Source organism: Streptomyces sp. NPDC001889 (assembly GCF_053594535.1).
Window position 1 is genome coordinate 173,636 of sequence record NZ_JBSFER010000002.1, and the last position, 26,778, is coordinate 200,413.

Annotated in this window: 18 protein-coding genes; 11 read left to right on the forward strand and 7 right to left on the reverse strand. The window is 74.8% G+C overall.

Translation table 11 applies throughout. The annotated features are described in order from the left end of the window. Nucleotides 1-72: 72 nt before the first annotated feature. Both ACWCRA_RS02660 and ACWCRA_RS02665 read right to left on the reverse strand, forming a co-directional pair. Nucleotides 73-1,602: an amino acid permease gene (locus ACWCRA_RS02660; protein ID WP_351548388.1), complete on the reverse strand. Its 1,530-nt coding sequence runs from the start codon at nucleotides 1,600-1,602 to the stop codon at nucleotides 73-75. A gap of 82 nt (nucleotides 1,603-1,684) precedes the next feature. Beyond that, the gene (locus ACWCRA_RS02665) at nucleotides 1,685-2,680 is read right to left on the reverse strand and encodes a hypothetical protein (RefSeq protein WP_351548437.1); all 996 of its coding nucleotides are present in this window, start codon (nucleotides 2,678-2,680) and stop codon (nucleotides 1,685-1,687) included. A 332-nt stretch (nucleotides 2,681-3,012) separates the two neighbouring features. Here ACWCRA_RS02665 and ACWCRA_RS02670 point away from each other — a divergent pair, with 332 nt between their 5' ends. From ACWCRA_RS02670 to ACWCRA_RS02690, 5 genes are all read left to right on the forward strand, one after another. Next, nucleotides 3,013-4,461 carry an FGGY family carbohydrate kinase gene (locus ACWCRA_RS02670; RefSeq protein WP_351548390.1) on the forward strand — a complete coding sequence of 483 codons (1,449 nt, stop codon included), beginning with the start codon at nucleotides 3,013-3,015 and terminating at the stop codon, nucleotides 4,459-4,461. Nucleotides 4,462-4,466: 5 nt separating this feature from the next. Continuing rightward, nucleotides 4,467-5,882, forward strand: coding sequence for an FAD-dependent oxidoreductase (locus ACWCRA_RS02675; RefSeq protein ID WP_451066694.1), 1,416 nt, complete (start codon nucleotides 4,467-4,469; stop codon nucleotides 5,880-5,882). Between the two features lie 223 nt (nucleotides 5,883-6,105). Then, complete coding sequence (locus ACWCRA_RS02680; protein ID WP_451066695.1) at nucleotides 6,106-7,410, forward strand: NAD(P)/FAD-dependent oxidoreductase; 1,305 nt, start codon at nucleotides 6,106-6,108, stop codon at nucleotides 7,408-7,410. Nucleotides 7,411-7,475: 65 nt separating this feature from the next. Continuing rightward, nucleotides 7,476-8,969 (forward strand): DNA-3-methyladenine glycosylase 2 family protein, encoded by a 1,494-nt coding sequence (locus ACWCRA_RS02685; RefSeq protein WP_451066696.1) that lies wholly within the window; start codon nucleotides 7,476-7,478, stop codon nucleotides 8,967-8,969. A gap of 150 nt (nucleotides 8,970-9,119) precedes the next feature. Further along, on the forward strand, nucleotides 9,120-9,332 hold the full coding sequence (locus ACWCRA_RS02690) for a hypothetical protein (protein ID WP_351548402.1): 213 nt from the start codon (nucleotides 9,120-9,122) through the stop codon (nucleotides 9,330-9,332). A 267-nt stretch (nucleotides 9,333-9,599) separates the two neighbouring features. Here ACWCRA_RS02690 and ACWCRA_RS02695 read toward each other — a convergent pair whose 3' ends face one another. From ACWCRA_RS02695 to ACWCRA_RS02705, 3 genes are all read right to left on the reverse strand, one after another. Continuing rightward, the gene (locus ACWCRA_RS02695; RefSeq protein ID WP_351548405.1) at nucleotides 9,600-10,022 is read right to left on the reverse strand and encodes a DUF350 domain-containing protein; all 423 of its coding nucleotides are present in this window, start codon (nucleotides 10,020-10,022) and stop codon (nucleotides 9,600-9,602) included. Between the two features lie 263 nt (nucleotides 10,023-10,285). Next, nucleotides 10,286-10,762: a VOC family protein gene (locus ACWCRA_RS02700; protein ID WP_351548408.1), complete on the reverse strand. Its 477-nt coding sequence runs from the start codon at nucleotides 10,760-10,762 to the stop codon at nucleotides 10,286-10,288. A gap of 164 nt (nucleotides 10,763-10,926) precedes the next feature. Then, nucleotides 10,927-11,580: a response regulator transcription factor gene (locus tag ACWCRA_RS02705; RefSeq protein WP_351548410.1), complete on the reverse strand. Its 654-nt coding sequence runs from the start codon at nucleotides 11,578-11,580 to the stop codon at nucleotides 10,927-10,929. Nucleotides 11,581-11,830: 250 nt separating this feature from the next. Here ACWCRA_RS02705 and ACWCRA_RS02710 point away from each other — a divergent pair, with 250 nt between their 5' ends. From ACWCRA_RS02710 to ACWCRA_RS02725, 4 genes are all read left to right on the forward strand, one after another. After that, nucleotides 11,831-12,376 (forward strand): metal transporter, encoded by a 546-nt coding sequence (locus ACWCRA_RS02710; RefSeq protein WP_351548413.1) that lies wholly within the window; start codon nucleotides 11,831-11,833, stop codon nucleotides 12,374-12,376. Nucleotides 12,377-12,515: 139 nt separating this feature from the next. Next, nucleotides 12,516-13,673, forward strand: a complete 1,158-nt coding sequence (locus ACWCRA_RS02715; RefSeq protein WP_351548415.1) for a sensor histidine kinase — start codon at nucleotides 12,516-12,518, stop codon at nucleotides 13,671-13,673. A 136-nt stretch (nucleotides 13,674-13,809) separates the two neighbouring features. After that, entirely contained in the window at nucleotides 13,810-14,736 is a 927-nt protein-coding gene (locus ACWCRA_RS02720) for an ABC transporter ATP-binding protein (RefSeq protein WP_351548417.1), read from the forward strand. Further along, nucleotides 14,733-15,764 (forward strand): ABC transporter permease subunit, encoded by a 1,032-nt coding sequence (locus ACWCRA_RS02725; protein WP_351548420.1) that lies wholly within the window; start codon nucleotides 14,733-14,735, stop codon nucleotides 15,762-15,764. The genes ACWCRA_RS02720 and ACWCRA_RS02725 overlap by 4 nt, the downstream gene beginning before the upstream one ends. Nucleotides 15,765-15,840: 76 nt before the next feature. Here ACWCRA_RS02725 and ACWCRA_RS02730 read toward each other — a convergent pair whose 3' ends face one another. Together ACWCRA_RS02730 and ACWCRA_RS02735 are read right to left on the reverse strand one after the other, a co-directional pair. After that, nucleotides 15,841-16,809, reverse strand: a complete 969-nt coding sequence (locus ACWCRA_RS02730) for a terpene synthase family protein (protein WP_351548423.1) — start codon at nucleotides 16,807-16,809, stop codon at nucleotides 15,841-15,843. A gap of 845 nt (nucleotides 16,810-17,654) precedes the next feature. Then, on the reverse strand, nucleotides 17,655-18,290 hold the full coding sequence (locus ACWCRA_RS02735; RefSeq protein WP_351556661.1) for a GNAT family N-acetyltransferase: 636 nt from the start codon (nucleotides 18,288-18,290) through the stop codon (nucleotides 17,655-17,657). A 644-nt stretch (nucleotides 18,291-18,934) separates the two neighbouring features. Here ACWCRA_RS02735 and ACWCRA_RS02740 point away from each other — a divergent pair. Both ACWCRA_RS02740 and ACWCRA_RS02745 read left to right on the forward strand, forming a co-directional pair. Next, on the forward strand, nucleotides 18,935-19,807 hold the full coding sequence (locus ACWCRA_RS02740; protein ID WP_351556664.1) for an aspartyl/asparaginyl beta-hydroxylase domain-containing protein: 873 nt from the start codon (nucleotides 18,935-18,937) through the stop codon (nucleotides 19,805-19,807). A gap of 253 nt (nucleotides 19,808-20,060) precedes the next feature. Further along, on the forward strand, nucleotides 20,061-26,756 hold the full coding sequence (locus ACWCRA_RS02745) for an amino acid adenylation domain-containing protein (RefSeq protein WP_451066697.1): 6,696 nt from the start codon (nucleotides 20,061-20,063) through the stop codon (nucleotides 26,754-26,756). Nucleotides 26,757-26,778 lie beyond the last annotated feature (22 nt).

The window sequence follows — 26,778 nt, forward strand, 5'->3', positions numbered from 1 at the left end:
CGGCGGCGGGGCCCGCCCGTCCGGGACGGACGGGCCCCACCGGTCTCTCCGTGCCCGATCGCCGACGGAACGTCAGACGATCTGGTCCGACAGCTCGGCCTGTTCACGCGCCGAGCCGTATGCCTGCGGGGTGCCGTACGAGCGGCGCGCCACGAACCACCAGACGGTGGCCAGCGTCAGCACCGTGACCAGTGCGACCGAAGCGTAGTTCATGGTGTCCACCGTGACCGGGCTGGACTGCGGCAGCAGGAAGAGCACCGTCACGAACGCCACCCACACCACGGCGATCCAGCCGATCGGCTTGCTCCACCTGCCCAGGTTCCACGGCCCCGGCTGGAAGCGGTCGCCCGCCCGCAGCTTCAGATAGACCGGGATGGCGTAGGCCGGGGTGATGCCGATGACATTGATCGCGGTCACCGCGCCGTAGGCGGTCGACGAGTAGAGGGAGGGCAGCGCCAGCAGCGCCGCGAAGCCCACCGACAGCCACACCGCCGGGACCGGGGTCTGGGTGCGGCTGCTGACCCTGCGCCACAGGGACGAGCCCGGCAGCGCGTTGTCCCGGCTGAACGCGAACACCATCCGGCTGGCCGCCGCGACCTCCGCGTTGCCGCAGAAGAGCTGCGCCACGATCACGATCAGCAGCAGCGCCGAGGCGCCGCCGGTGCCCAGCGCGTCCACCATGATCTGGGCCGGCGGCACCCCGGTCGCGGAGTCCTGCGCCCCGGCGTAGTCCTGGATGGCGAAGGTCAGCCCCGCGAGCAGGGCGAAACCGGCGATCCAGGAGACCCAGATCGCGCGGACGATGCCCTTGGCGGCGGTGACGGAGGCATTGGAGGTCTCCTCCGAGAGATGCGCGGACGCGTCATAGCCGGAGAAGGTGTACTGGGCGAGCAGCAGACCGATCGCCGCCACATAGACGGGGTTCTCCCAGCCGGTGCCGTTGACGAACTCGGTGAAGACGTACTCCGGGGACTGGTGGTTCTTGGGGACGACCGCCAGCACACCGACGATCAGCGCGACACCGCCGATGTGCCACCACACACTGATCGAGTTCAGCACGCTGACCAGCTTCACCCCGAAGAGGTTGAGCGTTGCGTGCAGCAGCAGGATGATCAGGAAGATCACCATGGTGGAGCCGGGTGTCGGATCGAATCCCCACTGGAGATGGAGGAACGCGCCGGTGAACAGGGCCGCGCCGTAGTCGATGCCGGCGATGGCGCCCAGCAGGCCCAGCAGATTCAGCCAGCCCGTGTACCAGCCCCACTTGCGGCCGCCCAGCCGGTCCGCCATGTAGTAGAGCGCGCCCGATGTGGGGTAGGCGCTGGTGACCTCGGCCAGCGCCATGCCCACGCAGAGCACGAAGAGCCCGACACCCAGCCAGCCCCAGAGCATCACGGCGGGACCGCCGGTGTTCATGCCGAAGCCGTACAGCGTCATGCAGCCGGAGAGGATGGAGATGACGGAGAAGCTGATGGCGAAGTTGCCGAAGCCTCCCATGCGGCGGGCCAGAACCGGCTGATAGCCGAGTTCCCGCAGCCGTTCCTCCTCGTCGATGGGGGACTTGGGGTCCGCACCCGACCATCTGGGTGAGGGGATGGACATGATGAATCAACCTCCGGGGGAAAGGTGTGCGCGCACTGAACAGTCGGTGGGGGGTTACGGGGGTGGTGCGGGTGCGGCGCGGTCAGTGACCGGCACCGCGGGCGGCGGCGAGACAGCGGCTCCGGGCGCGGAGGAAGACCTCCTCGGCCAGCGCCGGGTCACCGGGGCTCTGTGAGCGGTACAGCCAGGGGGGTGCGGTGAAGTACGGACCCAGCGCCTCGAAGACCCGGGCCGCCTCCGCGAACCGGCCCGCGCCCCACAGCGCGTGGGCCAGATGGTTGAGATCGAGCAGCGAGGCCTCGGCCGGGTCGATCCGGTCGAACCAGCCCTCCAGGGCGATCACCGCCTCCCGGGTGGCGTCCTCGGTCACCCAGTGCAGATCCAGCGCCCGCTCGTGGCCCCGGTCCCGGCGGTAGCGCTCCACCCGGACATGGAGCGGCAGGGCCAGCAGCGCTGATCCGGCCGGCGCGGCGGACGCCGCCCACTGGACGAAGTTCACCGCCTCCGACAGATGCCCGCCCGACCTGCGGGCGTACACGAACTGGAGCATCCGGTGGTACGCCTCGCGGTTGTACGGGTCGCGCTTGTGCGCCTCCGCCAGCAGCCCCCAGGGGCCGGGGAAGAGCATCGGGCCCGGGGGGACCTGGCGGTGCTCCTCCAGCCGCTGCTTCTCGTCCAGTTGGGCCAGCGCCAGCAGACAGACCCACGGCACCGGGTCGTCGGGCCCCTGGTGGGCGGCGATCCGGCACGCCTCCCACGCCTCGTGCCACAGCTCCTGGGTCCGCTGGTGGTTCTCGCGGTGGGCCCGCAGCGCCCGCTCCACCGAGACCCTGCTCTGCATCACGGCGGCGGCCCGCGAGCCCGGTTCCTCGGCCCGCCACGCCTGGACCGCGTCGGAGCCCGCCGCGACGGCCGCCAGCACCTGGGTGCGCTGGGTCCACACACCCCAGCTGGTGGTGGTGTGCAGCAGATTCCGCATCGACAACCACCGGCCCGTCCGTAAATCCTGCATGACGGTGCGGAGTTCGTTGTCGTGGCCCGCCGGGTGGTACACCGGCCGGAACTGGTCCTGGGACATCAGTCCGCCGCCGCCCCCGTCGTTCTGCGCCGGCGTGGATGTCGAGAAAAGGTCGTCATGGGTCCTCATAGGGACAGGTGGGGGGTGGGCTGGGGGCAGAGAAAACGTTCCACTCCCCGTATGCGCGCCGATCTTACTCAACCAATCGAATACGACAAGAAGTTGACGAAGATCGGTCACATCGTGGAACGGTGGGCACATTAACAAGGGTATTTGACTATCTCTTGACGGCCGTCGTCCCGTGCTCCACCCTGTCCTCTCGTCAACGAACAGGATTCTCGCGGCACTTGAGAGCCGTCGGGCAACGCCTTCCCGAGAGAGTGTGATGGCCGATGTCAAGTGCCGTACTCGCCATTGATCAGGGGACCTCCGCGACCAAGGCGCTCGTCGTCTGCCCCGAGCGCGGAGTCATCGGCACCGGCACGGCGCCCGTCACCCCGCGCTACGGCCCCGGGGGCCGGGTGGAGGCCGATCCCCGGGAACTGCTCGGCTCCGTGGTCACCGCCGGACGCCGGGCGCTGGCCGCAGCCGGGGAGCCCGTCGCCGCCGTCGGACTCGCCAACCAGGGCGAGACGGTCCTCGCCTGGTCCCCCGCCACCGGGGAACCCCTCACCGACGCCATCGTCTGGCAGGACCGGCGCGCGGAGTCCGTCTGCGCCGGACTCGCCGCCCACGGCGACCGGCTGGCCCATCTCACCGGACTGCCGCTCGACCCCTACTTCGCCGCCCCCAAGATGGCGTGGATACGCCGCCACCGCACCCGGGACGGCGTGGTCACCACCAGCGACTCCTGGCTGGTCCACCGGCTCACCGGAGCCTTCGTCACCGACGCCGCGACCGCCGGCCGCACCCAGCTCCTCGACCTCGACACCGTCGCCTGGTCACCCGAGGCGCTCGGGATCTTCGGCCTCGCCGACGAGCCGCTGCCCGAGGTGGTCGACGCCGCCGGCCTCGTCGGCACCACCACCGCCTTCGGCCCGGAGCTGCCGCTCACCGGGCTGCTCGTCGACCAGCAGGCCGCCCTGCTCGCCCAGAGCGTCACCGAGCCCGGCACCGCCAAGTGCACCTACGGCACCGGGGCGTTCCTCCTCGCCCAGACCGGCCCGAGCCCCCGCCGCACCACCGCCGGGCTGGTCTCCTGTGTCGCCTGGCGGCTCGGCGGACGCACCAGCTACTGCCTCGACGGACAGGTGTACGCCGCCGCGTCGGCCGTCCGCTGGCTCACCGGCCTCGGAGTGGTCTCCGGCGCCGCCGACCTGGACCGCGTCGGCGCCTCGGTGCCGGACAGCGGCGGGGTCGCCTTCGTCCCCGCACTCGCCGGTCTCGCCGCCCCCTGGTGGCGCGGCGACGTCCGGGGCCAACTCACCGGACTCGGCCTCGACACCGGCCCCGGACATCTGGTGCGCGCCCTGTGCGAAGGCATCGCCGCCCAGGTCGCCGAGGTCGCGCGGGCCGCCGCCACCGACCTCGGCCGCCCCCTGAGCAGTCTGCGCGTCGACGGCGGACTGACCCGCTCGGCGCTGCTGATGCAGACCCAGGCCGATCTGCTCCAGATCCCCGTGGAGGTCTCCGCCCTGCCCGACGCCACCGCGCTCGGCGCCGCCGCCGTGGCGCGGCTCGGCCTCGACCCCGGCCGCACCGCCGCCGGCGCCCTTCCCGCCTGGCGGCCGTCCGCCGTCTACGAACCGCAGGCCGGACCCGACGAGGCCGCCGAACGGCTCGGCCGGTTCCGCGCCGAGGTGACCGCCCTCCTGGAGCGCACGCCGCCCCGGGTACCTTGACCGTCGTGAGAGTCACCACCACCGGCCCGCTCCCCGGCGGCCTCCACGACATCACCGTCGTCGGCGCCGGGGTCGTCGGCTCCGCCATCGCCCGCGAACTCGCCCGGCACCGGCTGCGCACCGCGCTCATCGACGCCTCCGACGACGTCGGCAACGGCACCTCCAAAGCCAACACCGCGATCCTGCACACCGGTTTCGACGCCGTGCCCGGCACTCTGGAGTCCCGCCTGGTGCGGGAGGGCCAGCGGATGCTGAGCGCGTACGCCGCCGAGACCGGCATCCCCGTCGAACCGCTCGGCGCGCTCCTCGTCGCCTGGAACCGGGAACAGCTCGACGCCCTGCCCGCCCTCGCCGCGAAGGCCGTCCGCAACGACTACCACCGGGCCCGGATCATCGGCGCGGACGAGGTCTACCGCCGCGAACCAGGGCTGGGGCCGGGCGCGCTGGGCGCGCTCGACGTCCCCGGCGAATCGATCGTCTGCCCCTGGACCACCACCCTCGCCTACGCCACCCAGGCCGTGCGCGGCGGCGTCGGCCTCCACCTCAACTGCCGGGTCGAGGCCGTCACCGACACCGGCGGCCACCATGAACTCACCACCGGGCGGGGCCCGCTGCGCACCCGCTGGCTCATCAACGCGGCCGGTCTCCACGCCGACGACATCGACCGCCTCATCGGCCGCCGCGACTTCACCGTCACCCCCCGGCGCGGCCAGCTCATCGTCTTCGACAAGCTCGCCCGCGACCTGGTCCGCCACATCCTGCTGCCGGTGCCGACCGCCCTCGGCAAGGGGGTTCTCGTCTCCCCGACGGTGTACGGCAATGTGATGCTCGGCCCCACCGCCGAGGACCTCGGCGACAAGCGCGCCACCGACTCCACGGCCGAGGGGCTCGCGGGGCTGCTGCGGGAGGGGGAGCGGATCGTGCCACGGTTGCCGGACGAGGAGATCACCGCCGTCTACGCCGGACTGCGCGCCGCCACCGGCCAGGAGGACTACCGCATCCGCGCCCACCCCGGGCAGCGCTGTCTCACCGTCGGCGGAATCCGCTCCACCGGTCTGACCGCTTCGATGGCCATCGCCGCCCATGTGCTGGAGCTGCTGAGGGAGTCCGGGTTCGACCCCGGGCCCGCGCACCCGTGGGAGCCGGTCCGCATGCCCAACCTCGGGGAGGCGTTCCCGCGCCCCTATCAGCGCCCGGAGCTGATCGCCCGGGACCCCGAGTACGGCACGCTGGTCTGCCACTGCGAACGGGTCTCGCGCGGCGAGATCCGCGACGCGCTCGCCGCCACCATCCCGCCGCGCTCCGTGGACGGCCTCCGCCGCCGCACCCGCGCCCGCGCGGGCCGCTGCCAGGGGTTCTACTGCGGCCCGGCGGTCGACGAGCTGCTGGCGGCGGGGCCACCGGGGGAGCCGGGCGGATGAACGCCCCGCCGGGGCGGGTGCCCGCCCGGTGCCGCGTACCGCTTGTCAGGGGTACGTGGTGGGTGGTGTGCGTCCGGTGGGCCGGGCGCGGGGTTCCCGGGGTGGGCCCGGGGGCGGGTGGGCGATTGCTCCGGGCGGGCACCCACACGGCGGTGAGGACCCCCGGGGCGGCGCGGCGCGGCGCCGGGTGCCGGGGCCCGGCGCGCGGGCGGAGAGCGGACGGATGGACGGATCGGTGCGGGACTCCTCCCGTGGCCGGGCGACGAGTGGGAGGCACGGGGTGGGCGGGGTGGAGCGGACCGGTGGATCGGCCCGGACCAGGGGCGAGGTCGTCGAGCGGAGTGTCGATGTCCTGGTCGTCGGCGCCGGGCCCGCCGGCCTCGGCGCCGCGACCCGGCTCGCACGCGCCGGAGCCGGGCGGATCGAGGTGCTCGAACGCGAGCGGCAGCCCGGGGGCATCCCCCGGCACTGCTTCCACGGCGGCTTCGACGGCCGCCACGGCCCCGCGTACGCCCGCGGGATGGCCGACGACGCGGTGTCCGCCGGGGCCGCGCTGCGGACCGGCGTCACCGTCACCGGCTGGGCGGGCCCCACCACCCTGGAGACCACCGGCCCCCGGGGCATCGAGCGCGTCACCGCCCGCGCCGTCCTCCTCGCCACCGGGGCCCGCGAACGGCCCCGCGCCGCCCGGCTGATCCCCGGCACCCGGCCCGCCGGCGTCCTCACCACCGGCGAACTCCAGCAGGCCGTCCATCTGTACGGCCGGCGGATCGGCACCCGCGCCGTCGTCGTGGGCGCCGGCCCCCTCGCGCACCACGCCGTGCTCACCCTGCGCGCCGGGGGAGCCGAGACCGTCGCGCTGGTCACCGACCGCCCTCCGCCGCCGCTGCCGGGCGCGCTGCGGCGCACCGTCCCCGTGCTCCACCGCACCACCGTCACCGCTCTCACCGGCCACGGCCGGCTCACCGGGGTGCGCGTGCGCCACCGGGACGGCCGGGCCACCACCCTCGCCTGCGACACCGTCGTCCTCACCGGCGACTGGATACCCGATCACGAACTCGCCCGGCGCGGCGGTGTCACGCTCGATCCGGCCACCCGGGGGCCCGCCGTCGACACCGGCTGCCGCACCACCGTCCCGGGGGTCCTCGCCGCCGGGAACCTGCTCCGGGGCGGCGAGCGCGCCGTCCTCGCGGCGGCCGAGGGGCGGGCCGCCGCCGTACAGGTGCTCGGCCATCTCGCGGGCGAGCCCTGGCCCGGCCCGGGGCTGCCCGTGGAAGCCGCCCACCCCCTCCTGTGGGTCTCCCCGAACCGTGTCCACCCGGACGGCCCCGCGCCCCCGCACAACCGGTTCCTGCTGCGCGCCGCCGAGGCCCTCGCGCCGCCCCGGCTCACCGTCCGCCAGGACGGGCTCCTCCTCCACCGGCAGCTCCTGCCCCGCCCGGTGCTCCCCGGGCGCCCGCTCCCGCTCTCCGCGCGCTGGACGAGGAACGCCGACCCGGACGGGGGCCCGGTCCGGATCACCCTCTGACCACCCCGGATCTCCGTGTCCGAAACCCGCCGGAACGGCGTCGCGGCAGCGCCGATACTGGAGGTATGACCACGCAGGACAGCAGATACGAGGCAGTGCGCAGCCGGGACGCCCGGTTCGATGGGGTCTTCTTCTTCGCCGTCTCCACCACCGGGATCTACTGCCGGCCGAGCTGCCCCGCCGTCACCCCCCGACGCCACAACGTCACCTTCCACCGCACGGCCGCCGCCGCCCAGAGCGCCGGCTACCGCGCCTGCCGCCGCTGCCGCCCCGACGCCGTCCCCGGCTCCGCCGAGTGGAACGCCCGCGCCGATGTCGTCGGCCGGGCGATGCGGCTGATCGGCGACGGGGTGGTGGACCGGGAGGGCGTCGGCGGGCTCGCCGGCCGGCTCGGCTACAGCACCCGCCAGCTCCAGCGCCAGCTCAACGCCGAACTCGGCGCGGGGCCCATCGCGCTCGCCCGCGCCCAGCGCGGCCACACCGCGCGCGTACTGCTCCAGAGCACCACGCTCCAGGCCGCCGAGATCGCCTTCGCCTCCGGGTTCGCGAGCGTGCGGCAGTTCAACGACACCATCCGCGCCATCTACGCGGCCACCCCCAGCGAACTGCGCGCCGCCCGCCCCGGCGGGCGGACCCCCGCCGCCCGCGTCGGCCCGGTCACCCCGGAGCACGGCCGCACCGGGGTGCCGCTGCGCCTCGCCTTCCGGGGCGTCTGCGCCACCGCCGAAATCTTCGACCACCTCGCCGAGCGCGCCCTGGCCGGAGTCGAGGAGATCACCGGGGAGCGCGGCCGGCGCGTCTACCGCCGCACCCTGCGGCTGCCCGGCGGCCCCGGGATCGCCGAGGTCACCGAGGAGACCGGCGCGGGCTGGCTCGACTGCCGGCTGCACCTGACCGATCTGCGCGATCTGACCACCGCCACCCAGCGCGTCCGCCGCCTCTTCGACCTGGACGCCGACCCGGAGGCCGTCGACGGACTCCTCGCCCGCGACCCCGCGCTTGCTTTGCTGGTGGCTGCCTGTCCCGGACTGCGCGCCCCCGGCACCACCGACCCGGAGGAGCTGGCCGCACGGGCCGTCGTCGGCGACGGCCTCCCCGTCCGGGCCGGCCGCGCGCTCGGCGACGAGCTGATCGCGGCCCTGGGGCAGCCCCTGTGCCGGCCCAGCGGCGGCCTCACCCATCTCTTCCCCGAGCCGGACACCCTGGCCGGGGCCGCCCTGGAGGGCCTCGGCCTCCCCGGGGACCGGATCACCGCCCTGCGCACCCTGGCCGGCGCCCTCGCGGAGGGCACCCTCACCCTCGACCCCGGCGCCGACCGCGACGCCACCGAGGACGCGCTGCGGAACCTCCCCGGGATCGGCCCCCGCCCGGCCGCGCTGATCCGGATGCGCGCCCTCGGCGACCCCGACGTCCTGCTCGCCGACGACCCCGCCGTCCGCGCCGGACTGCGCCGCACCGGCGCCGGCCCGGCGGGGCCGGCCGGTGAGAAGTGGCGTCCGTGGCGCAGCTACGCCACCCATCATCTGGGTCGTCTCTTGCGGATCGTGCCGGGCTCGTGAGCCCTGGCACCGCGCCCCGCCGCGTTGTCGTCGGTCGCCGGTGCTCCGCGTGGGCTCCCTCCTCCGCCTCGCGATCCACGGCACCGGACCCCGCTCAAGATCGCCTTCGCCCCGGGCGACCCTGCCGAACCCGCCCCCCTCCAGGACGTCGTGCGCGCCATCGCCGCCACGGAACTGGCGGCGGCGGGCGGCCCGGACGTGCTCCTGGGCCACGCGGTCATGCTGGAGACCTGGATGCTGGAGAACGACCTCGCGTCCGCCGAGCCGGACGAGGCCGACCGGGCGTCGTCGCTGGCGCTGCTGGAGGCGTTCGCCGAGGGGGACGGCGGGTACTACGCTCCGCTTCTGGACGGACTCCGGTAGCGGCGGACCCGCCCGGAGGCCGCCGGGCCCCGGGCCGTCGCGGGGACCGGCCCGGCCGGTCGCCGCCGGAGGCCGCCGGGTTCCGGGAGGGCGGTCCCGGACCGTCGCGCGCCGAGGGTCCGGCCCCCGGGGCCGCTCACCGCCCGCGAGGTGCGGCCCGGGCCACCCCCATCCGCCCGGCGACCGGCCCGGGGGCTCTGTCCGGGCCGCCGCCCCGGTGGCACGCGGCGGCGGCGCGCCCACCGGTCGCGGAGGCGCCCCGCCGGGTCAGGCGATGGACGCCGAGACGATCGCGGAGACCGCGATGTTGCAGGAGGCCGTCACCCACACCGCCGGGTGCGGCTCCGGCTCCACCAGGGTCGCGCCCAGCTTCCCCGGCGTGACCAGATCCACCACCAGGAACGCCACGGCCATCATCACCAGGCCGAGGACACCGAAGGCGGCCGTGGAGACCAGGCCCTTGCCGAAGTCGTCGTAGGTGGTCCAGATCGAGGTGAAGACGATCCCGCCGATGCCCAGCAGCGCCGAGCTGAGAAGCAGCGCGGCGTTGCGGTTGCGGTCCTCCCATATCTGCCGGCCGAGCTTGCCGGGGGTGAGCAGGTCGATCAGGACCATGCCGAGGATCAGAAGGACCAGACCGAGGGCGCCGTAGGCGCCGGCCCGGCCAAGTCCATTGACGATGTCGCTCATTGAGGGGACGGTCTCCGAGTTCATGAGGTGATACCGGTTCAAGGGCGCGCAAAATCTACCGCACGCCCCCTGGTGTGGCGCACGGGCCCCGCGGGACGGACGGGGGCCGGTGCGGGGTCCGTTCCGTGTGATGCCCCGGACCGGTGGGGGAGCGGGCCCACGAGGGAGCCGATCACACACCCCACCGCCGCGGGGCGGGGACGGAGGGGCCGGCCGCTGCGACCGGCCGGGTCCCCCGCCGTGCCCGCACCCGGCGGGTGCGGCTACGCCTCGGCGTCGGCCGCCCTGAGGAGCCCGGCGATGTCGATCCTCTTCATGCCGAGCATCGCCCGCATGGCCCGCTGGGCCCGGTCCTGGTCCGGGTCGGCGAGCAGCTCACCGAGCACGGTGGGGGCGACCTGCCAGGACAGTCCGTACCGGTCCTTCAGCCAGCCGCAGGGGCCCTCCTCGCCGCCGTCGGAGAGGCTGTACCAGTAGTGGTCGACCTCGTCCTGGCCGGCGCAGTTGATCATGAGTGAGATCGCCTCGGTGAAGGTGAACTCGGGCCCGCCATTGATCGCGGTGTACGGCTGGCCGTCGAGGACGAACTCGACCGTCAGCACGGTGCCCGCGGGGCGCGGGCCCGCCTCGCCGTAGTGGGTGATGTTCGTGATCCCGGAGTTCGGGAAGACCGAGACATAGAACGTCGCGGCTTCCTCGCCCTGGGTGTCGAACCAGAGGTTGGGAGTGACGGTGGGCATGGGATTCTCCTCGTCGACTGCGCTGCGGTCGCTCTCCGCCTTCTCTGTTCGGACCGGGAGGGCGCCCGGAACTCATCGCTGCCCCGGCCGCGCGGTTCCCGCGCACCGGGACCCGTCCCGTTCACCCGTCCGCGCGGCGGCCACCCACGGTGACCGGGGCGCCGCTATCCGCTCTCCACCACGCGGTTCTCCCACGCCCACGCGGCGATCTCCAGCCGGTTGCGCGTTCCGAGCTTCGCCTGGATGCCGGACACATGGCTCTTCACGGTGCTCAGCGAGATGAAGAGTTCCGAGGCGATCTCCAGGTTGGTGCGGCCCCGGGCGATGGACCGCACCACCTCGGACTCGCGTTCCGACAGCGGCGACCGCTGAGGGGCCCGGGGCGCCCCGGCGGAGATCACCTGGCGCAGCAGCCGGAGTGTGATCGACGGCGAGACCAGCGCCTCCCCGTTGTGGGCGGCGCGGACCGCCTCCACCAGGAGGGCCGGTCCGGCGTCCTTCAGGACGAACCCCACCGCCCCGCCCCGCAGCGCCCCGTACACGTACTCGTCCGTGTCGAAGGTGGTGACCACGACGACCCGGAGGGGGTCGGCCACCCCCTGGCCGGCCAGCAGCCGGGTGACCTCGATGCCGTCCAGCTTCGGCATCCTGATGTCGACCAGACACACATCGGGCCGCAGCCGCCGGGCCAGGGAGACCGTCTCCGCTCCGTCCGCGGCCTCGCCGACGACGACGATGTCGGACTCCTCCTCCAGGATCAGCCGCAGACCGCGGCGGATCATGGACTGGTCGTCGGCTATCAGCACCTTGATGGTCATCCGGGCTCCCTGGGGGGACGGGCACAACGGGCCGCACGGACCGGCCCGTTCCGGGTCGGGGCCGGTCGACCGTACCACCGGGGTCACGGCCGTGCCCGGAGTGCGGCCCCCGCCTCCCACGGCCCCGGTCCACCGGCGCGGAACCCCGCCCGGGCCCCTGTCCGGGACCCTCCCCGAGTACGGTTCCCCCGGCGCTCTTCCGTACTTCTGACCGGTGTGCGACGGGTCCGCGCTCCCTAGCCTCATCCGCATGAACACAGCGGAGCGGCCGGTCCGACCGGCACGGACGAGGTTCAACGCCGGGCTCGGTGCCGTACTCGCCCTGGGGATCGCCGCCACGGCGTATCTGCTCCTGGACAGCCGGAGCGGCGCCTCCTGGGTCCCCGGCTCCGCCGTCTCGGTGGTGGTGGGCGCACTCGCGCTGCTGCGCGAGCGGAACAGGGCGCTCACCGCGCTCGCCGGCCTGGCCGTGACGGCCATGGCGCTCGCGCTGGGCGCGGCCACCGGCGACCGTCTGCCGCAGGAGCCCGCGCCCGCCACGGTGCTGGGGCTGTCCGTGCTCGTCGGTTCGGCGGTACGGGCGCTGCCGCCGGGCCCGGCCGCCGCGATCGCCGTCTGCGGCACCGGAGTGACCGGGTGGGCCGGAGCCGGGGGCTGGACCGCCGTGACGGTCATCGCCGTCGCGGGGCTGGCCGCCGCCCTGGTCACCGGGCCGGTGCTGCGCCTCCTCGACCGCCGGCCGCGCGCCGGCCGCGCCGCGCCGCAGGGGTCCTGGGGAGCCCCGCCGCATCGGTAGGCCGGGCGGGGGCCCGCCGGACCCGGCGGAACCCTCGCAACTGCCGGACCCGGCCCGGCCCGCCGCCCGGTCCGCCGCCCGGTCCGCCACCCCGCCCGACGGTCCGGACCGGCCGCGCGGGCTCGCTAGCCTGGTCGGCATGATCACTCCGGAACGATGGGTCAGGGCCCTGCCCGCCGCCGCGCTCGGCTCCGTCTTCCTGCTGGTGATCTCGGTCCAGGCGCTCGCCATCGCGCAGACCTGGGGCGGCCTGTTCTGGGTGCCCGGCGCGGCGACCGGAGCGCTGGTGTGCGCCCTCGCGCTGATACGCCACCGGAAGCGGACCCGGACGGCGGTCGCGGGCCTGGCCGTCGCCGCGCTGGCCGTCCTCGTCCCGATGCTGCCCGGCACCCGGCTTCCCGCCGGACTCGGACCCTCGACGGCCCTGGGCCTCGCGGTGCTCATCGCCTCCGCGGTCAGGGCACTGCCGGCGGAGCGGGCCGCGGGCATCGCGGGCGGCGGAACAGTGGTGGTCGCCGCCCAGTTCGCCGCCCGGCCGCTGTCGGCCGTCCCGTTCATCGCCGGCGCGGTCCTCCTCGCCGCCCTCGGGGCGGGACTGTCGCTGCGGATGCTCGACAACCGGGCCAGGGCCGCCGAGGAGCGGCTGCGCCGTGCCGAACGGCTCGACCTGGCACGTGAGTTGCACGATGTGGTGGCTCACCACATCACCGGGATGCTGATCCAGGCCCAGGCCGCCCGGATCGTCGCGCGGCGGAGCCCGGAGCGGATACCCGAATCGCTGGCCGATATCGAGGCCGCCGGCGCCGAGGCCATGGCCGCGATGCGCCGCGTCGTCGGCCTGCTGCGCGACACCGGGGCCACCGACGGCGCCGATGCCACCGCGCCCGCCTCGCCCGGGCCGGAGTCGCTGAGTGCCCTGGTGGAGCGGTTCGGACGGCAGGGCCCGGCGGTGCGACTGAGCGTGCCCGGCGACGGCGACCCATGGCCACCGGAGGTGACCAGCACCGTGTACCGCGTCGTCCAGGAGGCGCTGACGAACGTCCTGCGCCACGCGCGGCACACCCGGTCGGTCGAGATCACCGTCGGACGGGCGCCCGGAGCCGTCACCGTGGAAGTCGTCGACGACGCCCCGCCGCGCTCCGTCCTGCCCCGCCCCCGCGCCGGTTACGGGCTGATCGGTATGCGCGAGCGGGTCGAGACACTCGGCGGCTCGCTCGTCGCCGGCCCCCGGCCCGGCGGCGGCTGGGCCGTGCGGGCGACCCTGCCCCTGCACCTCCCCACCGGGCGGCCCGGCTGACCGGCTGACCGCCGGACCGCCGGACCCGCCGGGAATCCCGGTGCGGGACCGAACCGGTCAGAGGGACGGCCCCCGGCGGCGGGAGCCGTGCTTTCGGCCGATGCCGGGACGCGGGCGCGATTCCAGGATGGTCGGCATGGCACAAGCAACCTCCCCTCCGGTCCTGCGCGCCGAGAGGCTGACCAAGACATACGGCCGCCGCGGCCGGCCCGCCCTCCACGAGGTCGACCTCACCGTCCCCGCCGGCCGGGTCATCGGCCTCGTCGGCCCGAACGGGGCCGGCAAGTCCACGCTGCTGCACCTGGCCTGCGGACTGATCGAACCCACGGCCGGCTCGCTGACCGTGCTGGGATCACGCCCGGCGGCGAGCGCCGCGCATCTGGCCCGCGTCGGCTTCGTCGCGCAGAACACACCGGTGTACGGCTCGTTCACCGTGGGCGAGCACCTCGGCCTCGGCGCCAGGATGAACCCCTCCTGGGACCCGTCCCTCGCCGAGCGGCGCATCCGCCGGGCGGGACTGGACCCCGCGCAGAAGGCGGGGCAGCTCTCGGGCGGCCAGCGGGCACAGCTCGCGCTGGCCATCGCGGCGGCCAAGCGGCCCGAACTGCTGATCCTCGACGAACCGGCGGCGGCGCTGGACCCGCTGGCCCGCCGGGGATTTCTGCTGAACCTGATGGAATCCGTACGCGAACTCGGCGCCGGCGCCGTGCTCTCCTCCCATCTGCTGGGCGACATCGAACAGGTCTGTGACCACCTCATCGTGCTCTGCGGCGCACGGGTGCAGCTCGCCGGCGACACCCGGGACCTGCTGGCCGGGCACACCCGGCTGGTCGCGCCGGCCGGCGCGCCGATACGGCCGCCCGCCGGGACCGAGGTGATCCAAACCGGGCAGAGCGGCGGGCGCAGCACGGCGCTGGTCCGCACCGACACCCCGCACGCGGCGCTGCCGTACCCGGCCGAGCCCGTCTCGCTGGAGGAGCTCGTCCTCGCCCATATGACCCGGGCGGCGGCCGGCGACCGAGCCGGACGGACCGGGAGCACCACCGGGGAGGGCCCGCGATGATGTGGCTGAGCTGGCGGCAGTTCCGCCTCCAGGCACTGGCCGGCGCCGGGGCGCTGCTGGTCATCGCCGCGTATCTGCTGTACACCGGTATGGAGATCCGCGACGGCTACGAGGTCTACCGGGCCCACTGCCAGGACCGGGACGGGGCCGGCTGCGCCCGGGCGAAGGCCGGGTTCCGCGGCGCCCATCAGAACACGCTGCTGTTCCTCGCGACCGGACTCGCCCTGATCCCCGCCGTCCTCGGCACCTTCTGGGGCGCGCCCCTGGTCGCCCGCGAGCTGGAGAACGGCACCCACCGGCTGGTGTGGAACCAGAGCGTCACCCGAACGCGCTGGCTGCTCGGCAAGGTGCTGCTCGCCGTTTCGGCGGCCATGGTGCTGACGGGTGTCGCGTCCGCCTGTCTCACCTGGGCCGCCGCCCCCTTCGACGAGGTCGTCAAGGAGCGGTTCGACACCCTGGTGTTCGGCGCGCGGAACATCGCGCCGATCGGCCACGCCGCGCTGGCCGTCACCCTGGGCACCACCATCGGTCTTCTGCTGCGCCGCACCCTGCCCGCGATGGCCGTGACGCTCGTCGGCTTCATCGCCTTCCAGTTCTTCTTCCCCAACGTGGTGCGGCCCGGTCTCATGCCGCCGGAGAGGGCCACGCTGCCGATGACGGTCGAAGTCATCAACGGGGCACGGAGTCTGGGCAGTATCGGCGGGGGAGCCGTCATCGGAGGGGTGACCGTCCCGGGCGAGCCCGACGCGTGGATCGCCGAGACCGGCCCGCTCCGCACCGCGGACGGGAAGCCCCTGGGCGGTGCCGAGTTCAACGCCTGTCTCGACAGCCCGCCCAGCACCGGCACGGGCGGCACCTTCGGCGACACGGCGGCGTGCCTGGCCGAGCGGGATCTGCGGGTCGATGTCCTCTACCACCCCGGCAGCCGTTACTGGGCGTTCCAGTGGCTGGAGACCGCGATCCATCTGCTGCTCAGCGGGGTGCTCCTCGCGGTGTCCCTCCGGCGGATCGGCCGCCGGGCGGGGTGAGCCGGTGTGGGGGGCACCCGCGCGGGCCATGCCCTCGGCGACGCCGGCACCCACCGGCGCCGCCGTACCCCGTCCGCTACGGGGCCGGGTGGAGCGGCGCCTCGTACCGGCCGGACGCGAGCATCCAGGCCACATACGCGCCGGGCATGTCGACGATGGTGGCGACGACCCGCCGGACCCCGTCCGGGTCGGTGCGCGGCGCGAGGTCCGCCGCCCGGGCGAGACAGGCGTCCGCGGCCGCCGCCAGATCGTGCGACCGGCGGGTGATGAGCGCACGGACCTGCTCCACGGCGGCGTGCCGTCCGGCGCCCGTGGCGTGTTCGAGGACGGTGACGTAGTTGGTGGTCTCGCCGTTGGCGGCCTCCCGGTCCAGCGACAGCAGATCGTTGCACCAGGCGCCGATGTCGCTGGAGGCCGCGCACAGCTCGGTCCAGTGCGGGTCACCGGCCAGCTCCGGGGGGATCTCGGTCCGGTGGGCGACCTCCACCAGGTCGTACAGGAACATGGCGTTGTCGTTCCGGCGCAGCGCGGGGTACTGCTCGGGGGTCGGCAGGGTGCCGCCGGCGCGGTGGGCGGCCTGGGCGATGAAGGCGTCGCGGTGGTCGTGGATGTGCGCCAGGAAGCGGCGGGACCACGCCGGGGACATCCGCCCGGCGGTACGGGGCCAGAGCGCGGCCGCCGCGGTGACCGCGGGGGAGGCTCCGGCGGGGGCGGGACGGCCCGCCATCACGGCGGTGATGGCGTCGTAGCCGGCGGCGACGGATGCGGCGGACCGGCCCATGGCCCCCTGGTCCTGTTCGTCGTCGAGGTGGAAGAGCCACACGGTCCACTCGGCGAAGAGTTCCACCCCGGCGGGGGCGGCGTCGGGCAGGACACGGGCCGCCGCGAGGTGGTACCCGGCGGAGTCGAGCCGGGCCATGTCGCGGCCGTCCGACGCCAGGCCGGTGTGGACCGCCCAGGCCATCAGGTGCCGGCCGATGTGGTCGGCGGCGGGGTGGACCCGGTCGGGGACGCGTATACCGAAGACGGAGGGGGGCTGGGTCATGGAGGGGCCTCGCTGCGGGGTGGGTGGTGGGATGCGAAGCCCTCAGTACACCGGAAGTCGCGCCGCGCGCCAGACCGGCGATCACTTTCGGCCCGCGCGCCCCTGACGGGCCCGGCACTCGCGGACTGCCCCGCCCGCCGGGCGCCTGAGCACGGCCCCCTGTGCGACAGCTGCCCGCAAGCTGCGGGCCCCGGTCGGGGGCCGGCCCCCGAGCCCCCGCTCCTCAATCGCCGGAGGGGCTGGGGTGGTGCTGCTCGATCGCGGGAGAGGCTGAGCAAACCCGGCCTGTCCGGCGTTTGAGGACGGACGCCGCACCACGGGTGGCCCGAGCACACCCGGCCTGTCCGGCGTTTGAGGGCGGACGCCGCACCACGGGTGCCCCGAGCACACCCGGCCCGTCCGGCGTTTGAGGACGGACCCCGCACCACGGGTGCCCCGAGCACACCCAGCCTGTCCGGCGTTTGAGGACGGACCCTGTGCGACAGGTGCCCGCACGCTGCGGGTCGCGGTCGGGGGCCGGCCCCCGAACCCCCGCTCCTCAATCGCCGGAGGGGCTGGGTGGTGCGGCTCAGCCGCTGGAGGGGCTGGGGTCGTGCTGCTCGATCGCGGGAGGGGCTGGGGTGGTGCGGCTCAATCGCGGGAGGGGCTGGGGTCGTGCTGCTCGATCGCGGGACGGGCTGGGGCGGTGCGGCCCAATCGCCGACGAGGCTGGGTGTTGTGCCTCGGCATAACGCAGGGGTGGACCACCCAGCCTGTCCGGGAGCATCTCCCGCGCCCCCGTGCCCCGGGGCAACCCCAGCCCGCCCGGGCGCGGCCGGGCCCGCGTGCCGTGTGGGCCCCTGTGGTCACCGTTCGAAGCGCGGCAGCGCACACCCCTCTCGCGCCTTCGCGTACAGCGCGATCCTGCGGTGCCGCACCTGCACCTCCCCGAGGCAGGTCGCGTCATTGTTCTCGATCATCCTGCGGGACGCCCCGTTCGCCGCGTCGGGTTCGTACACCACGGCATTGCACCGCGGGTCGCGCAGGAAGAACTCATCGGTGACCTCCCCGATGATCCGGCTGCCGAGCCCCCGCCCGGTGTCGGCGAGGTCGGCGATGGCCAGATGCATGCTCAGGTCGTGCGCCGAGGACCGGTAGTGGTGCCCGACGATGTCCTGCGCCATCCGGTAGAACTCCATGTAGGCGATGGGCCGGCCGGCGCTCTCCACGATGATCGGCCGTGAGTAGCCGGTGGCGAGCTGGGCGTCGATGTGCGACTGCCAGCGCTCCAGCGGCCAGTCGTACTCCCACCCCTTCGCCGTGTGGGGGCGGTTCATCCACTCCCGGATCATCGGCACATCGGGGCCGTCCGCCCGCACCTCCCGGTACCGCAGCTCCCCCCGGGTGAAGCCGGTCGGCGGGGCGGGCACGTCCAGCCAGGAGGCGGGCAGCCCGTCCGTGACGTAGCGGGGCAGGACCGGATAGGTCTCGGTCGGATTCAACGTGACACTCCACAGGTGGTAGGGCTGTGCCGGGTGGGGCCGGCGGCGGTGCCGGCTCAGGAGGAGGCGCTCGGGCATGCCCGCGTGGGCCGCCGTCCGGGTGTCCGTGTGGGCTGGGGACACGGCGGCGGGCCCGCCGAGCGGGCGGTACGGCACCGAGCAGGGGGCGAGCCCCGGCGAAGGGGACTCGCGGCCTCGGGGATTGTTCCAGCCGAGGGACCGCGACGACAAGGAGATCACCGTCACCCACCCTGCCGCGAGCGACCCTACGCCAAGTGGTGCGCCCGGCGCGCGAGTTCCCGGTGACACGCGTCACACCAGGGGTTCCAGGGGGTCGGACCGGTGTGTAATATTGGAGATCAACTTAGGTAAGCCTTGCCAAACTTTCGAGCCGCGCATAACGTTCAGGCCACGTCGGCCCGACAGAGTGGAGCCGATGCCGGACGGACGCCCCACGCGTCGCATCCCCAACCCACAACACCCAGCGGGTCCCCTGCTGTCCAAGGGACCGGACCATGGCACCCGCCCGCAACGAACCTGGGGAACGCCGCGGAGAGAGGCACGTCCGTGCCACTTGACCAGCGCGGGAACGAAGGTGGCCACCCACCGCCCCCGCATCACGAGTCGGAAAGGTGATGTCAGTCTTGAGATCACACATCCTGGGACGCATCGACCTGGACACCACACTCCTGTCCAGGGATCTCGAATACCTCGCCTCCCTGCCCCGCGGGGAGGAGGGCTACGACGAGTTCAGCAACGGGTACTGGAAAAACCTGCCCCTGTGGAACAGCACCGGCGACTCCGGCGACGACCTCTACCGCGACACCGACACCGCCGCCCAGCTCACCGAGCACGGCAAGAACTGCTCGTATCTGCGCGAACTGGTGGAGACCACCTTCAACACCGACCACATCACGATGGTGCGCACCCGCAACCTCGTGGACGCGGTCGTCATCCCCCACCGGGACTTCGTGGAGCTGGACCGCGAGGCCGACCAGTACTTCCGGGTGCTGATGTTCCTGGAGGAGAACCCGGCGGCCCTGCACTCCAACGACGACACGGTCATCAACATGCGCCCGGGCGAGATCTGGTTCCTCGACGCGGGCTCGGTCCACGCGGCGGCCAACTTCTCCCCGGACAGCCGGCAGATGCTCTGTGTGGACTTCGCCTTCGACGGCGCCTACGAGGAGAAGGACGTCTTCCGCGACCTCTCCCGCTACCGGCCCTCGACCGACGCGCGGATCATCGAGCGCCCCGCCCTGCCCGCGGCCCGGCTGGACGCCATCAAGGGCCTCGGACAGGTCGTCGACCGCTCGAACTTCAAGGAGTTCCTCTTCCTCCTCTCCAAGGTCCACTTCCGCTACGACGTGCCCGCGGAGGCCACCTACGAGTGGCTGGCCGACATCGCGGCGACCTCGGGCGACGAGCTTCTCGTCGGCAAGGCGAAGGAGCTGCGCGACTACGCCATCGGCGCCCGCGCGCTGAGCGAGCGCTTCACCGTGAACTCCTGGGGGTGAGCCCCGGCCACGGGCACCGGCCGTCCCGGCACCGGCGGACCGCGCGACCGCGCGCCGCCGGCGCCGGACGGCGGCCCCGTGGCCCGGACGGTGTGCGAGAGCGGGACAGGACGGCCCCGGGCGGGGCCGGAGGAACGGGCGGCGCACGGACCGCACCGGTGCGGTGGGCGCACCGGACGAGACGGCGCCGACCACGAGAAAAGCGACCGAGAACAGCCGCCGGCCAGGCCGGCCGGCGACAGGGGGAGGGCACATGGGCACGGGCAACCCGGCCAGAGGCAGAGACGACCACCAGCGGCGGCTCGCGGCACTGCGCAAGCGCATCGCCGCCGGCGGACTGGCGGGCCCGGCGGGCGGGGACGGCGACAGCGCGCCCGCTCCCGGCCGGGCGGCGGCCCCCGGCGCGCCGGCCCCGGCCGGCACCGCCCAGCAGCGGCTCTGGCTCCAGCACGCCAGCGACCCCACCGGCGCCGCGCTGAACGTCGGCTCCGCGCTCCGCCTCGAAGGACCGCTCGACCTCCCCGCCCTCGCCGCCGCCCTCCGCACGGTCCTCGCCCACCACGAGATCCTGCGCACCCGGTACTCGCTCACCGAGGCGGGCGAACTGCTCGCCGTCCCCGACCTGCCCGACACCCTCGCGCTCACCGAGGTGGACGCCCGCGGCGCGGACATCGACGCCCTGGTGCGGGAGGGCCTGCGCACCCCCTTCGACCTGGAGACCGGCCATCCGCTGCGGGTCACCGTGTACGCCGAGGGCCCCGGCCGGCACACCCTGCTGCTGGTGGTGCACCACATCGCCTGGGACGACGCCTGCTGGCAGATCTTCTTCGAGGACCTCGCCGCGGCCTACCGGGGAGCGGCGCCCGCGCCCACCACCCCGTACCCGCGCGCCGTCCGCGCCGTGGAGCGGGAGTCCCGGGCCGCGCTGCCCGCCCTGCGCCGGCACTGGGCGAAGACCCTGGCGGACGCCTCGGGCGGCGCGGGGCTCGACCGCCGCACCACCGCCGACCAGCAGACCGCCGAGGCCGGGGCCGTGGAGGTCGCCCTCGGCGCCGAGCGGTCCGCCGCGCTGGACGCGCTCGCCCGCGCCGAGGGCACCACCCCCTTCACGGTCCTCCTCACCTCCTTCGCCGCCGCCCTGCGCCGGCACACCGGCAGCGAACACGCCCTGATCAGCACCCCCGTGCTCCGCCGGGACAGCGGACACACCACCCGTACGCTCGGCTACTTCGGCAATGTGCTCCTCCTCGCCGTCGGCACCGACCCGCGCCGCACCTTCCGGGACGCGCTCGGCTCCGTGGGCCGGGTCGTCGCGGCGGCACTGGACCACCAGGACCTGGAGTACGACGAGGCCATCAGACTGCTCGGCGCGTCCGGCCGGGTCCAGCCGGTGGAGGTCAGCTTCGGCATCGAGGGGGCCGCGGTTCCCCTGCGGCTCCCCGGGATCGAGGTGCGGCCCCTGACCGCCCGTACCGGCATCGCCCAGTCCCCGCTGTCGGTGATGGCCCGTCAGGAGCCGGACGGCGGCTGGGTGATCCGCTTCGAGCACATACCCGAGGCGATCGGCGAGCCGACCGCGCGGTCCCTGGTCGAGTCGGTCCGCCGCACCCTGCTCGCCGGGCTGAGCACCCCGGACGCCCCCCTCGGCGACCAGGCCCTGGTCACCGACGAGGAGTACGCCACCATCCTCGCCCACGGCACGGCCCGGGCCCTCGACGCACCGGCCCCCGGTGTGGTGGAGCGGTTCGAGCGGCAGGCCGCGTCGCGGCCGGACGCGGTGGCGCTGCGCGGCGCCGAGGGCCGCATGACCTACGGCGAGCTGAACCACCGCGCCAACGCGGTGGCCCGCTGGATCGCCGCGCAGGGCATCGGCCCCGAGGACGTCGTCGCCTGCGCGCTGGAGCGCTCCTTCACGGCGGTGACCACCGCCCTCGGCGTGCTGAAGTCCGGCGCGGTCCTCTTCCCGCTCGACACCGCCCACCCCGAGGAGCGGCTGACCGCGCTGCTCGCCGACGCGGGCCCGCGCCATCTGTTCACCTCGGCGGCGACCGACACGGCGATCCCGCCGACCACGGTGCCCCGCACGGTGGTGACCGGACCCGGCTTCGTCGCCCAGGTGTCCGCGCTGGCCGGCGCGGGCGACCTCACCGACCGGGACCGGGTGCGCCCGCTGCGCCGGGACAACCTCGCGTACATCATCTACACCTCGGGCTCCACCGGCCGCCCCAAGGGCGTCGGCACCAGCCACGGCGCGCTCGGCGACCATCTCGCCTGGCTGCTCTCCCACTTCGCCGCCACCCATGACGACCTCCGCGACGTCCGCTGGCTGCAACTCGCCTCGCCCGCCTTCGACGTCTCCATCGGCGAGCTCTTCGGCCCGCTGGCCGCCGGCGGCCAGGTCCTGGTGGCCCGCCCCGACGCCGAGCGCGACCTCGACGCCCTCTTCGCGGAGCTGACGGAGCTGGACGCCACCATCGTCCACGCCGTGCCGAGCTTCCTGCACTATCTGGCCGCCGCCGCGCCGGGCGTCCGGCTGCCCGCGCTCCGCTGGCTGCCCGTCGGCGGCGAGGCGCTCCCCGGAGACCTCGCGGACCGGGTGCGCAGCCGCTTCGGGAGCACCGGCCGGGTGACCCTGGCCAACTTCTACGGCCCCACCGAGACCACCCAGTCCGTGACCGGCCACCCCGTCACCGCCCCGCAGGGGCACCGGATCGTCCCCATCGGCACCCCGAAGTGGGGCAACACCGCCCTGATCCTCGACGCCGATCTGCGGGTCGCGCCCCTCGGCGAGGTGGGGGAGCTGTACATCGAGGGCACCTCGCTGGCGCGCGGCTACCTCGGCCGCGCCGCCCTGACCGCCGAGCGGTTCGTGCCGAGCCCGCTGACCCCCGGGGCCCGGCTCTACCGCACGGGCGATCTGGCCCGCTTCACCGACGGCGGCGAACTGGAGTTCGCCGGCCGCGCCGACGACCAGGTGAAGATCCGGGGCTTCCGGGTGGAGCCCGGGGAGATCGAGGCCGTGCTCCGCGCCGACCGGCAGGTCGGACAGGCCGTGGTCGTGCCCCGCGAGGACGACGGCACGGGCAGCAGGCTGGTCGCCTATCTGACCCCCGCCGACGGCGGGGAACTCGACGCCGAAGCGGTCCGGGAGCGCCTCGCGGCGACCCTGCCCGCGCACATGGTGCCCAGCGCCCTGGTCGTCCTCGACGCCCTGCCGCTGACCCCGGCGGGCAAGACCGACCGCCGGGCACTGCCCGACGCGCCCGCCGCCGGGGGAGCGGCCTTCCGGCCGGTCCGCGAGGGCGCCGAGCGGCGGATCGCGGACCTCTTCGCCGAACTGCTGACGCGCGGCCCGGACACCGTGTCCGGGAGCGCCGAGTCCGGGAGCGCCACCGCCGGCGGCGCCACTGCCGACAGCGTCCCGGCGGTCGGCGGCCGGCGCATCGGCGCGGACACCTCGTTCTTCGAACTGGGCGGCCACTCCCTGCTGCTGACCCGGCTCCTCTCCCGCATCCGCCGCGACCTGGGCGTGCGCGTCGGCGTCCGGGACGCCTTCACCCAGGCCACCCCCGCGGCCCTCGCCCGGCTGGTGACGGCCGGCTCCGCCGCCCCCGCGCCCCGCGCCACCGCCTTCGGCCCCCGGCCCGCCGAGCCGCCGCTGGCCCCCGCCCAGCAGCGCATCTGGTTCGTCGACCGGATCGAGGAGGCCGGCACCACCTACAACGTCCCCCTCGCGCTGGAGATCGAAGGACCGCTCGACGAACGGCTGCTCCAGCGGGCGCTGGAGGAGGTCCTGCGGCGCCACGAGGCCCTGCGGACCGTCTTCCCCGACCGGGAGGGCGTCAGCCACCAGCGCGTCCTCGACGACCACCGCGTCGAGCTGCCGCTGACCACCCTCACCCCCGACGAGATCCCCGGCGCCCTCGCCGCTGCCGCCGAGCACCCCTTCGACCTCGCCCGCGAACGGCCCTTCCGCGCCGCCCTGCTGCGCACCGGCCCCGAGCGGCACGTCCTCGCGCTCCTCGTCCACCACATCATCTGCGACGAGGTCTCCGCCGGTGTGCTCGTGGCGGACGTGACCCGGGCGTACGAGGCACTGCGCGGCGGCGCCGGCGCGGACGGGAGCCCCGTGCTCCCGCCGCTGCCCGTCGGATACGCGGACTACGCGGTGTGGCAGAACGCCTGGCTCACCGGCGCCGGCCGCACCGCGCCCGAGGGCCACAAGGACCCGGAGACCCTGCGCGCCCACTGGCGCACCGCGCTCGCGGATCTGCCCCAGGACACCTCCGTCCTGCTCGGCCGGACCCGCCCGGCACAGCCCGACAGCGCGGGCGGCGTCGTCCCCCTCGCCGTCGACGAGCGGACCCGCACCGCCGTGGAGAAGCTGGCGGAGCGCACCGGGGCCACCCCCTTCATCGTGCTCCAGAGCGCCGTCGCCGTGCTGCTGGGCCTGCGGGGCGCGGGGGAGGACATCCCCCTCGGCACCCCGGTGGCCAACCGGCCCGACGAGGAGCTGGACGAGGTCGTCGGGCTCTTCGTCAACCTCCTCGTGGTCCGCAACGACCTCTCCGGCAACCCCACCCTGGAAGAGGTCGTCACCCGCGCCAAGGCGCGCGCGGTCGACGCCTACGACCATGCCGAGCTGCCCTTCGAGCAGGTCGTGGACGCCGTCGGCGTGGAGCGCTCGCTCAGCGTCAGCCCCCTCTTCCAGGTCCTGGTCCAGCTGCGCGACGAGGAGGCCCTGCACCGGCGCACGGAGGGCCTGGACTGGCGGCTGATCCCGCAGTACACCGCCACCGCCAAGTACGACCTGTCGGTGAACTTCGAGCCCGACTCGGCCACCGGCGGCTGGGGCGGCGAGCTGATCTACCGCCGTGACCTGTACGACGCCGAGACGGTGGCCCGGCTCGCCGAGGGCCTCGGGCTGGTGCTCGGTGCCCTCGCGGACCGCCCCGGCCGGCGGCTGCACGAGCTGGACCTGGTCCCCGCGCGGGAGCGGGAGCTGGTGCTCGACCGGTGGAGCCGCGGCCCGCGCGCCGTCCCCGGCCGGGCCGAGACCCTGCCGGAGCTGATCGAGCGCGGCCGGAGCCGGCTCCGGGAGCCCGGGTTCGCCGCGCGGACCGCCGTGGACTGCGCGGGCGAGACCATCGGCTACGGAGCGCTGCACGAGCGGAGCGACCGGCTGGCCCGGCTCCTCATCGAACGCGGCGCGGGACCCGAGCGGTTCGTGGCCATCGCCGTACCCCGCTCGGTGGACATGGTCGTGGCGCTGCTCGCCGTGGTGAAGACGGGCGCCGCCTACCTCCCCCTCGACATGCGGCTGCCCGCCGACCGGCTCGCCTTCATGATCGAGGACGCGGCGCCGGTGGCCGTGGTGACCCGCTCGGACGCCCCGGTCGAGCTGCCCGGCTCGGCGGCCTCGCCCCGGCTGGCGCTGGACGCGCCCGAAGTCGTCGCGGCGCTCGCCGCGCAGCCCGCCGAGCGGCTGCCGGAGGAGACCGCCCGCCGGGCGCGCGGCGAGAACATCGCGTACTTCCTCTACACCTCGGGCTCCACCGGCGTGCCCAAGGGAGTCATCGGCACCCACCGCGCCTTCGCGGCCCGGCTGACCTGGCAGCCGCTGCGCTACCCGATCGCCTCGCCCGATGTCCGGCTCTGCCAGGGCTGGCTGAGCTTCCACGACGGCGGCTGCGAGATCCTCGCCGGTGTCGTCGCGGGCGCCGAACTCCTCCTCGCGGACGAGAACGAGGCCCGGGACGTGGGCAGTCTGGTCCGGCTGATCGAGGAGAACCCGGTCGGCCAGGTCACCGCCGTGCCCACGGCGATCAACGCCCTGCTCGGCGCGTCGCCCGACGCGGTGCGCTCGGTGCCGCGCTGGGTGACCAGCGGTGAACCGATGACCGGACCGCTGCTGGAGCGGCTGCGCGCCGCCGCGCCCGACAGCGAGATCATCAACAACTACGGCGCCACCGAACTCAGCGGCGGCGTGGTGCGCGGCCGGCTCCACGAGGAGGGGCTGCACCTGGGCACGCCCGTCGACGGCTCCCGGGTGCTGGTCCTCGACGCCCGGCTCAACCTCTGCCCGGTGGGCGTGCCCGGCGAGGTGTACGCGGCGGGCCACCAGGTGGCCCGCGGCTACTGGCGCCGCCCCGGGCTGACCGCCGAGCGCTTTCTGCCCAACCCGTACGCCACCCGCCCCGGCGAACTGCTCTACCGCACCGGCGACCGGGCGATGTGGAGCGCCGACGGCCGGCTGGTCTTCGGCGGGCGCACCGACCACCAGGTGAAGCTGCGCGGCATCCGCGTCGAACTCGGCGAGATCGAGACGGCGCTGCGGTCGGTGCCCGGGGTCGCGCTGGCCGCCGCCCGCACCCACGAGGCGCACGGCTCCACCACCCTCGCCGGATATCTCACCCTCGCCGACCCGTCGGCCGACCCCGACGCCGTGGTCGCCTCGGTGCGGGAGAGGCTGGCGCGGGAACTGCCCTCGTACCTCCACCCATCGGTGATCACCGTGCTGGACGCGATGCCGCTCACCGGGTCGGGGAAGCTGAACCGGCCCGCGCTGCCGGAGCCCCGGGTGCGCGCCGACAGCGCGCACGAACCCCCGGTGGGCGAGACCGAGCGGACGGTCGCCGCCCTCTTCGAGGACGTGCTCGACGCCCGGGACGTGGGCCGCACCGACGGCTTCTTCGCGCTGGGCGGCGACAGCATCATCTCGGTGCAGCTCGCCAGCCGGGCCAGGTCCCGGGGGCTGCCGCTGACCGCGCAGATGGTGTTCGAGCACCCCACCGTCGGCGAGATGGCCGCGGCCTGCGACCGGGCGGCGGCCGACGCCGCCCGCGCCGGGGAGCGGCCCGCGGCCGGGGCGCCCGTGTCGGCGACCGAGGCGTCCGGGCTCGACAAGGACACCCTTCAGGCCCTGCTGGGCAGTTGGGGGCGCGGCTGACATGCCGTTCCCCCGAGGGCCG

What these genes read in the sequence shown, in the direction of transcription:
- ACWCRA_RS02660 (WP_351548388.1), bottom strand. Translation starts at nt 1,602, where the DNA reads ATGTCCATCCCCTCACCCAGATGGTCGGGTGCGGACCCCAAGTCCCCC.
- ACWCRA_RS02665 (WP_351548437.1), bottom strand. Translation starts at nt 2,680, where the DNA reads ATGTCCCAGGACCAGTTCCGGCCGGTGTACCACCCGGCGGGCCACGAC.
- ACWCRA_RS02670 (WP_351548390.1), top strand. Translation starts at nt 3,013, where the DNA reads ATGTCAAGTGCCGTACTCGCCATTGATCAGGGGACCTCCGCGACCAAG.
- ACWCRA_RS02680 (WP_451066695.1), top strand. Translation starts at nt 6,106, where the DNA reads ATGGACGGATCGGTGCGGGACTCCTCCCGTGGCCGGGCGACGAGTGGG.
- ACWCRA_RS02685 (WP_451066696.1), top strand. Translation starts at nt 7,476, where the DNA reads ATGACCACGCAGGACAGCAGATACGAGGCAGTGCGCAGCCGGGACGCC.
- ACWCRA_RS02695 (WP_351548405.1), bottom strand. Translation starts at nt 10,022, where the DNA reads ATGAGCGACATCGTCAATGGACTTGGCCGGGCCGGCGCCTACGGCGCC.
- ACWCRA_RS02700 (WP_351548408.1), bottom strand. Translation starts at nt 10,762, where the DNA reads ATGCCCACCGTCACTCCCAACCTCTGGTTCGACACCCAGGGCGAGGAA.
- ACWCRA_RS02705 (WP_351548410.1), bottom strand. Translation starts at nt 11,580, where the DNA reads ATGACCATCAAGGTGCTGATAGCCGACGACCAGTCCATGATCCGCCGC.
- ACWCRA_RS02710 (WP_351548413.1), top strand. Translation starts at nt 11,831, where the DNA reads ATGAACACAGCGGAGCGGCCGGTCCGACCGGCACGGACGAGGTTCAAC.
- ACWCRA_RS02715 (WP_351548415.1), top strand. Translation starts at nt 12,516, where the DNA reads ATGATCACTCCGGAACGATGGGTCAGGGCCCTGCCCGCCGCCGCGCTC.
- ACWCRA_RS02720 (WP_351548417.1), top strand. Translation starts at nt 13,810, where the DNA reads ATGGCACAAGCAACCTCCCCTCCGGTCCTGCGCGCCGAGAGGCTGACC.
- ACWCRA_RS02725 (WP_351548420.1), top strand. Translation starts at nt 14,733, where the DNA reads ATGATGTGGCTGAGCTGGCGGCAGTTCCGCCTCCAGGCACTGGCCGGC.
- ACWCRA_RS02730 (WP_351548423.1), bottom strand. Translation starts at nt 16,809, where the DNA reads ATGACCCAGCCCCCCTCCGTCTTCGGTATACGCGTCCCCGACCGGGTC.
- ACWCRA_RS02745 (WP_451066697.1), top strand. Translation starts at nt 20,061, where the DNA reads ATGGGCACGGGCAACCCGGCCAGAGGCAGAGACGACCACCAGCGGCGG.